The sequence below is a fragment of the Halochromatium salexigens genome (genome assembly GCF_016653295.1).
In the GTDB taxonomy this organism is placed as follows: domain Bacteria; phylum Pseudomonadota; class Gammaproteobacteria; order Chromatiales; family Chromatiaceae; genus Lamprobacter; species Lamprobacter salexigens.
Genome location: NZ_NHSF01000047.1, coordinates 1 through 7,386 on the forward strand (window position 1 = coordinate 1; position 7,386 = coordinate 7,386).

The 7,386-nt window shown below is 63.5% G+C and carries 13 protein-coding genes and 1 pseudogene; 11 read left to right on the forward strand and 3 right to left on the reverse strand.

Annotation, left to right across the window (positions count from 1 at the left end):
- Positions 1-464: FAD-dependent oxidoreductase (locus CCR82_RS06970; protein WP_201244679.1), on the reverse strand; the 464-nt coding region annotated here is incomplete at its 3' end.
- 303 nt (positions 465-767) lie between these two features.
- Between CCR82_RS06970 and CCR82_RS06975 the strand changes: the two genes are divergently transcribed.
- From CCR82_RS06975 to CCR82_RS06995, 5 genes are all read left to right on the forward strand, one after another.
- Positions 768-1,943: an Rpn family recombination-promoting nuclease/putative transposase gene (locus CCR82_RS06975; RefSeq protein ID WP_201244680.1), complete on the forward strand. Its 1,176-nt coding sequence runs from the start codon at positions 768-770 to the stop codon at positions 1,941-1,943.
- A complete protein-coding gene (locus CCR82_RS06980; protein WP_201244681.1) occupies positions 1,944-2,186 on the forward strand; it encodes a hypothetical protein in 243 nt (80 codons plus the stop codon).
- A 581-nt stretch (positions 2,187-2,767) separates the two neighbouring features.
- Complete coding sequence (locus CCR82_RS06985; protein ID WP_201244682.1) at positions 2,768-3,154, forward strand: helix-turn-helix domain-containing protein; 387 nt, start codon at positions 2,768-2,770, stop codon at positions 3,152-3,154.
- Positions 3,151-3,465 carry a conserved phage C-terminal domain-containing protein gene (locus CCR82_RS06990; protein WP_201244683.1) on the forward strand — a complete coding sequence of 105 codons (315 nt, stop codon included), beginning with the start codon at positions 3,151-3,153 and terminating at the stop codon, positions 3,463-3,465. The genes CCR82_RS06985 and CCR82_RS06990 overlap by 4 nt, the downstream gene beginning before the upstream one ends.
- An 18-nt stretch (positions 3,466-3,483) precedes the next feature.
- Positions 3,484-4,533 carry an Rpn family recombination-promoting nuclease/putative transposase gene (locus CCR82_RS06995; protein ID WP_201244684.1) on the forward strand — a complete coding sequence of 350 codons (1,050 nt, stop codon included), beginning with the start codon at positions 3,484-3,486 and terminating at the stop codon, positions 4,531-4,533.
- An 8-nt stretch (positions 4,534-4,541) separates the two neighbouring features.
- Here the strand turns inward: CCR82_RS06995 and CCR82_RS18915 are convergent, their stop codons facing one another.
- Together CCR82_RS18915 and CCR82_RS18575 are read right to left on the reverse strand one after the other, a co-directional pair.
- Positions 4,542-4,673, reverse strand: a complete 132-nt coding sequence (locus tag CCR82_RS18915) for a hypothetical protein (protein WP_276570549.1) — start codon at positions 4,671-4,673, stop codon at positions 4,542-4,544.
- A 7-nt stretch (positions 4,674-4,680) separates the two neighbouring features.
- On the reverse strand, positions 4,681-4,887 hold the full coding sequence (locus CCR82_RS18575) for a helix-turn-helix domain-containing protein (protein WP_338073124.1): 207 nt from the start codon (positions 4,885-4,887) through the stop codon (positions 4,681-4,683).
- Positions 4,888-5,113: 226 nt separating this feature from the next.
- Between CCR82_RS18575 and CCR82_RS07005 the strand changes: the two genes are divergently transcribed.
- From CCR82_RS07005 to CCR82_RS07025, 6 genes and pseudogenes are all read left to right on the forward strand, one after another.
- Positions 5,114-5,365 (forward strand): type II toxin-antitoxin system HicB family antitoxin, encoded by a 252-nt coding sequence (locus CCR82_RS07005; RefSeq protein ID WP_201244685.1) that lies wholly within the window; start codon positions 5,114-5,116, stop codon positions 5,363-5,365.
- A gap of 9 nt (positions 5,366-5,374) precedes the next feature.
- Positions 5,375-5,446 (forward strand): annotated as a pseudogene (locus CCR82_RS18580) (hypothetical protein); the annotation flags it as partial.
- Between the two features lie 55 nt (positions 5,447-5,501).
- Positions 5,502-6,206, forward strand: a complete 705-nt coding sequence (locus CCR82_RS18585) for a methyltransferase C-terminal domain-containing protein (protein WP_338073125.1) — start codon at positions 5,502-5,504, stop codon at positions 6,204-6,206.
- A gap of 54 nt (positions 6,207-6,260) precedes the next feature.
- Positions 6,261-6,500, forward strand: coding sequence for a hypothetical protein (locus CCR82_RS07015; protein ID WP_201244686.1), 240 nt, complete (start codon positions 6,261-6,263; stop codon positions 6,498-6,500).
- Positions 6,500-6,889 (forward strand): type II toxin-antitoxin system VapC family toxin, encoded by a 390-nt coding sequence (locus tag CCR82_RS07020; RefSeq protein WP_242513326.1) that lies wholly within the window; start codon positions 6,500-6,502, stop codon positions 6,887-6,889. Before CCR82_RS07015 ends, CCR82_RS07020 begins: the two co-directional genes overlap by 1 nt.
- A gap of 152 nt (positions 6,890-7,041) precedes the next feature.
- A complete protein-coding gene (locus CCR82_RS07025; protein WP_201244688.1) occupies positions 7,042-7,278 on the forward strand; it encodes an NAD-dependent epimerase/dehydratase family protein in 237 nt (78 codons plus the stop codon).
- Positions 7,279-7,386: the final 108 nt, after the last annotated feature.

Consider the following 7,386-nt stretch of genomic DNA (forward strand, 5'->3'; position numbering starts at 1 on the left):
TGCGGTTCCAGGGCGCGGGTCTCGGTCTCGTCCAGGCGCTGGACCTCGACGCCATTGACGTGCCCGTGTTGCTCCAGGGTGGCCAGGCGCACGTGCTCCTCGGCATCGCGCGCGACGATGAGCTTGCCGCAGCGCTCCAAGGGCAGGCCGCGCTCGGTGCAGTACGCCTGCCAGGCGGCGTTGCCATCGCGAGTGAAGCGCGCCTTTAGGCTCTCGGCGCTGTCGTAGATGCCGCTATGCAGCACACCGCTGTTGCGGCCGCTGGCGTGTTGGCCGAGGTGGGGCTCTTTGTCGATGAGGGTCAGGCGAGCGCCGGGGTCGCGCTGCTGGAGGGCGCGCGCGACGGTGAGGCCGATGATGCCGGCGCCGATGATGAGGTAATCGACCGATCGGTTCGGTTTGCTTGAGCGCGGTTGCGCTGAGCGCGAACTTGTTGAGAACGGATTCGCTGAATGTGGCTTCACGGCTGGCGATGCTGGACTGCTCTGCGGTGTTGTGGACGTGGACACTGGAGCCTACCGTTCGACACACTGAGCCTTTCGTCGTTTGCGTTTGCCCAAGCTCGAGCGGCTTTAACGGCCAAAGCGGCTGAGGTTCAGGTGATTGTTGCGCGATTCATCTTCTGAGGGTGGCCGCGGGCCATGACCGTTAGGCAGGACGCTAGCGTAGCAGTTGGGGCCAAAGCACGCCGCAGGGTTGTTGCGTGCTTGAGTGTATCGGGAGGCTGACGCTCGCGGTCTCGGCTCGATCCCGGTACAGTCGCCGCCATGGATGAGATTAACAATCCCCACGACGTCTACTTCCGCGAGAGCTTCACCCGGCGCGAGATCGCGCAGGACTTCCTGCGCCAGCAACTGCCGGCTGGGCTGCTTGAGGTGGTGGATCTCGAGAGCCTGGAGATCAGCAAGGACAGCTACGTCTCCAAGGAATTGCGCGCGTCGTATTCTGATTTGGTCTATCGGCTGCGATGGCGTGTGCCCGATGAAGCTGATCCAGCGGCGCCTGAGCAGGCATCGGCGCAAGGTGATCGTCATTCAGCACCAGCGCCACCGCGGTCAGCAGGGCAAGGCGAAGCCGCGCAGGAGACGGGTGATCAAGCCGATGCGCCAGCAGCACGTGATTCAGCAGATGCAGCAGCGGCGGTTGACCCAGCAGACGCGGCAGCCACCCTCGCACTCCACGTCTACATCCTGTTTGAGCACAAGAGTCACACCGACTATTGGGTGTTGCTGCAACTGCTGCGCTACATCGCGCTGCAAGGCGAGGCCTACCGCAAGCAGCATCCCGGGGCCAAGACCCTGCCGCCGGTCTACCCCTTGGTGCTCTATCATGGCCAGAGCCGCTGGCGGATGCCGAGCGATTTCCACGCCCTGATCCGGCCGCTACCAGCGGCGCTTAAACCCTACGTGCCGCAGTTCCGCTATGCGCTGCACGATCTCTCACCACGCAGCGACGCCGAGATCAAGGGTGATGTGCTGACCCGTCTGGTGCAGCTCGCGCTACGCTGGATCGTCAGCGACCAGCCGTTGGAGCATCTGGAGCGGCTGATCGCCCTGATCGACCAGATCGCTGACCGCGGCACCGCGCTGCAGAGTCTGGAATCGCTGCTGCGATACTATGTCCAAGGGACACAACGGGTGGAAGAGGATGACGCCCGCCGCTTGTTGGAACAAACTTCACCGGGAGATCCCATCATGCAGACGTTTATTGATCGGTATATTGAGCAAGGCCGCGAGCAGGGCCGCGAGCAGGGTATCGAGCAGGGCCGCGAGCAGGGCCGCGAGCAGGGCAAGGCTGAGATTCTGCTGCGCCTGATGGAGCGTAAATTCGGTCCCACCGACGCCCGGCTACGTCAGCAGATCCAAGAAGCCGATGCCGAGACGCTGCTGGCGTGGTCCGATCGCATCCTGACCGCTGAGACGCCGGAGGCGGTGTTTCACTGAGTGGCATGCGGCAATCGCCTGATGGGCCTGCTCGGCGATCGGCGCCTCGAGCAACTGCGCAAAACCCACGAGCGTGCGGAGATCAAAGGCGATGTGCTCACCCGCCTGGTGCAGCTCGCGCTGCGCTGGATCGTCAGCGACCAGCCGCTGATGCCGGCGCCGATGATAAGGTCGTCCGTGTTCACGGGTACGCCTCGGACTGGAGCAGAGGCCAGACTGGACCCAGGGCAGGGCGCCTGCTGACCCCAGGGTGGGTTCATCCTGAGCCCAGGGTCGGGTCATCTTGACCCCAGGGTGGGTTCATCCTGACCGCAGGGTCGGGCCACCCTGAGCCCCGAACGGGCGGAGCGCTCGAACGGGCCGATTCTGATCAGGAACGAATAAAAAACCCTCTCCCACGGAACGCGGCGACGGCCACGAGCAGCGCTCAACGCCTCGCGACTCTGGCCGCGCGCGTTTGATCCGCCATCTGGCCCGCACGCCTGGTCCACCACTGGCCCCCGACTCGACACGCTCACCGCAACCGCTCGCGCGCCTGTATCGGCGCCCGCGCATGGCGATGGGTGATTTGGCACACAAAAAATCCGCACCGGGGACTCGACAGCCTCGAGCCGATGCGGCTAGGATGGGTGCCACTGTCGCGGGGGTGCTAGCAACACCCACCGCGTCAAGCCCCCGACTGCAAAGGAGTCGAGTGCACCAGTGGCCAGCGGTATTCTAGCAAAAAGCCCATTCTCCCGGGATGGCGTCTGCGCACCGCGTCCATCCGTGATCTCACCCGTTCAGTCGGTGGTCTCCACCCCTGATCGACCTGGAGATTGCCGATGTCCCAAACCGCCACCGTTCCTCAGTTCGCCACCTCGCCGGTGGACATCCTGCGCTGGCAGCGCGCGCTGTGCGCCGAGCCCGAGTTGACCCACGCCGCGCGCTCGGTCGCCACCTCGCTGTCGCACTTCATCAACTCCAAGAGCGGTTTCGCCTGGCCCTCGCTGCGCACGCTGGCGAAGCGCTCCAAGAGTTCGCTCAGTTCGGTCAAGCGCGCGCTCAAGCAGCTCGCGAGTCTTGGCCTCCTGCAGATCGAGCCCGGTGGCTGCCGGCGCACCAATCGCTATCGCGCGGTGCTGCGCCGGGTGGGGGCTCAGAGCGTGCAGGCTGGTCAGGCTGGTCAGGTTGATCAGGCGGTGCAGGGTGCGCAGCCGGCTGCGCGGTGATCGACCTCAAGACACGCCAGTGGCGCGACACCGAGCGCGCCCGCTATCTGCGCCCGGCGACACTGTTTGCCCCGAAGAAGCTCGAGAATTATCTCTCCGAGGTCCATCAGCGCCGCGCCCAGGCCGCGCGTCATCGCCCCAGCGCCGCCTCACGCGCCGCCCAGGCCGTGGCGAACCGCGTGCCCGCAAGCGCACCGCCGACGCACCGCGAGCCGCCACCACCGCGCATGCCTCTGGAACATGTGAGTGCCCATTTCGATGAGCTGTTCAAGATCCTCGGCAAGACGCGGCCTTCGGCAACCTCGGATTGAGGATCGATATCGAAAACCATGGACGAGATCAACAATCCGCATGATGTCTACTTCCGCGAGAGCTTCACCCGGCGCGAGATCGCGCAGGACTTTCTGCGCCAGCAACTGCCGGCTGAGCTGCTTGAGGTGGTGGATCTCGACAGTCTGGAGATCAGCAAAGACAGCTACGTCTCCAGGGAATTGCGCGCGTCCTATTCTGATCTGGTCTATCGGCTACGATGGCGTGTGCCCGATGAGGCTGATCCAACCGTGCCTGAGCGGGCTGATCCGGCCGCTGCAGCTGATCTAGAAGATGCTGCAGCGGCGCTCGCGCTCCACGTCTACATCCTGTTTGAGCACAAGAGTCATCCCGACTACTGGGTCTTGCTGCAACTGCTGCGCTACATCGCGCTACAGGGCGAGGCCTACCGCAAGCAGCATCCCGAGGCCAAGACCTTGCCGCCGGTCTATCCGCTGGTGCTCTATCATGGTCAGCGCCTCTGGCGCATGCCGAGCGACTTCCACGCGCTGATCCGGCCGCTACCGGAGGCGCTCAAGCCTTATGTGCCGCAGTTTCGCTATGCCTTGCACGATCTCTCACCACGCAGCGATGTGGAGATCAAAGGCGATGTGCTCACCCGCCTGGTGCAGCTCGCGCTGCGCTGGATCTTCAGCGACCAGCCGCTCGAGCATCTGGAGCGGTTGATCGCCTTGATCGACCAGGTCGCCGACCGTGACACCGCGCTACAGAGTCTGGAATCGCTGCTGAGATATTATGTCCAAGGGACACAACGGGTGGAAGAGAGTGACGCCCGCCGCTTGTTGGAACAGACCGCACCGGGAGATCCCCTCATGCAGACGTTTATTGATCGGTATATTGAGCAAGGCCGCGAGCAGGGCCGCGAGCAGGGCATCGAGCAAGGCCGCGAGCAGGGTAAGGCCGAACTTCTGCTGCGCTTAATGGAGCGCAAATTCGGCCCCACCGATGCCCGGCTACGTCAGCAGATCCAAGAGGCCGATGCCGAGACGCTGCTGGAGTGGTCCGATCGCATCCTGACCGCTGAGACTCCGGAGGCGGTGTTTCATTAGCGCCGGGGTCAGCGCTGCCCTTGCCCCTCGCGCAACGCCCGCGCCAGCTGCTGATACTCTCGCGCCTGCTCCACGCGCCCCATCTGCTCGTGGAGCACCGCCAGGTGATGCGCGGCCAGAAAGCGACCACGCCCCTGCACACTGCCCTCAAGCTGAGAAAAACGAGGGACGTAACCCTCCTAGAAAGACCAGGGCACCGGGATGGCACTTGAGCGCACGAGCGAAGGACTTGGCCTGCTCGATGTCGAGCGCGGAGCGGTCGGATTCGATCTCGACTAACGCCGCCAGCGGCAGCCCAGCGCGTGTGGCGAACTCCTTTTGGGTCAATTCCTGAAGCTCGCGCAGGATGCGCACGGATTCCCCAGGCGAGACCTCGATGCTGCGCGAACAAGGGCGGCTGATCCGGCCCGCCTGATGATTTGACCGACTGGACTCCCGACCATGCACAGTCAATTGCGTGAAACCGACGGCACAACACTCGCGGGTGCGTGCCAGTGACCATCCCTGCACACAAACCCATTGCCCCGATCTACATCAAGCGCTTTGTCGCGCTAGTTGATGCCCTAAAGGGAGGCGGATCATGAACAGTCTCTTACCGCGTTGCACGCTGCGCCCGCTCGCGCCGGACGAGGGCGAAGGCTATCTCATTGAGTTTTCCGACTATCCAGGCTGCATGGCCGACGGACCAACGCCAGAAGCGGCCCTCGGCGAAGGCTACGACGCCCTGCATTCCTATCTGGAAACGCTCGAGGCGCTGGGCCATCCATTGCCAGACGCGCGTCGGCATCAGCATTTGCCAGAGGTGTCGGCAGAGGCCGTGGGTTCACACTAAGACCAACCCATGAACTGCCGCCACTGCCAAACCCCGCTGCGCTACGTCTTGCTCGACCTCGGCTACGCGCCACCGTCCAACGCCTACCTGAGCGCAGAAGACCTCAAGCGCCCAGAGATCAGCTATCCGCTCAAGTGTGCCAGACATCAACGACTTCACCGCTGGCCTCAAGGCCGCGCTCAAGCCCAGCGGCACCGTCACCCTCGAGTTCCCGCACCTGCTGCAACTGATCGCGCACAACCAGTTCGACACCGTCTACCACGAGCACTTCTCCTACCTCTCACTGCACGCGGTCCAGCGCATCCTCCAAGCCCAGGCGCTGCGCCTCTGGGATGTCGAACAACTGGCCACCCACGGCGGCAGCCTGCGCCTCTATGCCATCCACGCCGACGACCCGCGCCCGACCACGGCAGCGGTCGCCGAGCTGCTCGCCACCGAACAGACCCAAGGCCTGCGAGATCTCGCCACCTATCAGGCCTTCCAACCGTGCGCCAACCAGGTCAAGAACGACCTGCTCGCGCACCTGATCGAACAACAGCGCGCTGGCCGCCGCATCGCCGCCTACGGCGCCGCCGCCAAGGGCAACACCCTGCTCAACTACGCCGGCATCAAGCCCGACCTGCTACCCTACGTCTGCGACGCCGCCGCGGCCAAGCAGGGCAAATACCTACCCGGCAGCCACATTCCGATCCGCCCGCCCGCAGCCCTGCGCGATGAGCCGCCAGATGAGGTGCTGATCCTGCCCTGGAACATTGCTGAGGAGGTTAAGGCGCAGTTGGCCGATCTCGCCGAGCGGGGCGCTCGCTTCGTGACTGCAGTCCCGTCACTCAACATCAGCTAGCAAGGTGAGGCCAACTTCAGCCGGCCTCATCAATCTCAACAAGAGGGGATATCCATGCAAGTCATCGAATTTGAAACCACGGCTCAACACCAAGCGATCCAGCTCCCGCAGGGAGTGCCGGATGGCGTGAATTTGCGCGTCCTCGTTTTGCTGGAAGAGCAGCCAGCGTTTGCAACAGACGGCACCCACAAGGAACCCAATCGACCCGCCCCACAGCTCGCCGGATCAGTCAACATGACGGATGATCTCATTGAGCCTGCCGTTCCGGAGAGCGATTGGAACGCGCTGCAATGATGGTTCTTGACACCCACATCTGGGTGCGATGGGTCGATCCCGAGGTCAACCCACTCCCATCCCGAGTCCTGACGCACATCGCGGGCGCCGATCAGCTTGCCGTGAGCGCCATCACCTGCTGGGAGGTCGCCTGGCTTGAACGGCGGGGTCGCCTGCAACTGCAACCCAATCTCAACGATTGGCTGGATCTCGCGTTGGCCGGCTCCGGCGTTCGTTGTTTGCCGGTGACCCGCGCCGTGGCTGTTCGTGCGGCTCAATTGCCTGAACATCATCGCGACCCGGCGGACCGCCTGATTCTCGCGACAGCCATTGAACAACAGGCGACATTGGTGAGTCTGGATGCCGCCTTCGATGCCTACAAAGAACACGTCAGGATGCTGCTCCAATAAGCAAGATGAAGCCCCGCATCCCCTACACCCAACCCTCCATCACCGAACTGGAGGTTCGCTACGCCACCGACGCCGCCGCCAACGGCTGGGGGTGAGCGCTGCAGTGCATCCAACAGCAACTGGCTTGTGACTGTCTACTGAGCGCGCCCGCGATGATCCTGCTAACAGGTGCGAATGGCTTTGTCGGTCGCCAAGTGGTGCGATCCCTGGCGCTGCAAGAAACGCCGCTGCGACTCGTGCTGCGCGAAGGCTCGCAGCGGCCGACCGATCTTCGAGAAACGGATGAGGTGATCGAAACCCCAGACCTGTTTCACGCCGACCAAGCCTGGTGGATGGAGGCGCTCACCGGCATCGACACGGTGATTCACTTAGGCGATTTCCGCTTTTAGATATACCGATCTATGACATACTTGGTGGCATGTCTCAGACACTAACCTCCTGCCTATGCCCCCGGATTCTCATGCTCAGCCGGCCAGCACGCTGACAGCCGAGCACGT

Excerpts from the sequence above, each read along its gene's own strand:
- CCR82_RS07005 (WP_201244685.1), top strand. The coding sequence starts at position 5,114 with ATGAACAGTCTCTTACCGCGTTGCACGCTGCGCCCGCTCGCGCCGGAC.
- CCR82_RS07025 (WP_201244688.1), top strand. The coding sequence starts at position 7,042 with ATGATCCTGCTAACAGGTGCGAATGGCTTTGTCGGTCGCCAAGTGGTG.
- CCR82_RS06995 (WP_201244684.1), top strand. The coding sequence starts at position 3,484 with ATGGACGAGATCAACAATCCGCATGATGTCTACTTCCGCGAGAGCTTC.
- CCR82_RS06975 (WP_201244680.1), top strand. The coding sequence starts at position 768 with ATGGATGAGATTAACAATCCCCACGACGTCTACTTCCGCGAGAGCTTC.
- CCR82_RS07020 (WP_242513326.1), top strand. The coding sequence starts at position 6,500 with ATGGTTCTTGACACCCACATCTGGGTGCGATGGGTCGATCCCGAGGTC.
- CCR82_RS07015 (WP_201244686.1), top strand. The coding sequence starts at position 6,261 with ATGCAAGTCATCGAATTTGAAACCACGGCTCAACACCAAGCGATCCAG.
- CCR82_RS06985 (WP_201244682.1), top strand. The coding sequence starts at position 2,768 with ATGTCCCAAACCGCCACCGTTCCTCAGTTCGCCACCTCGCCGGTGGAC.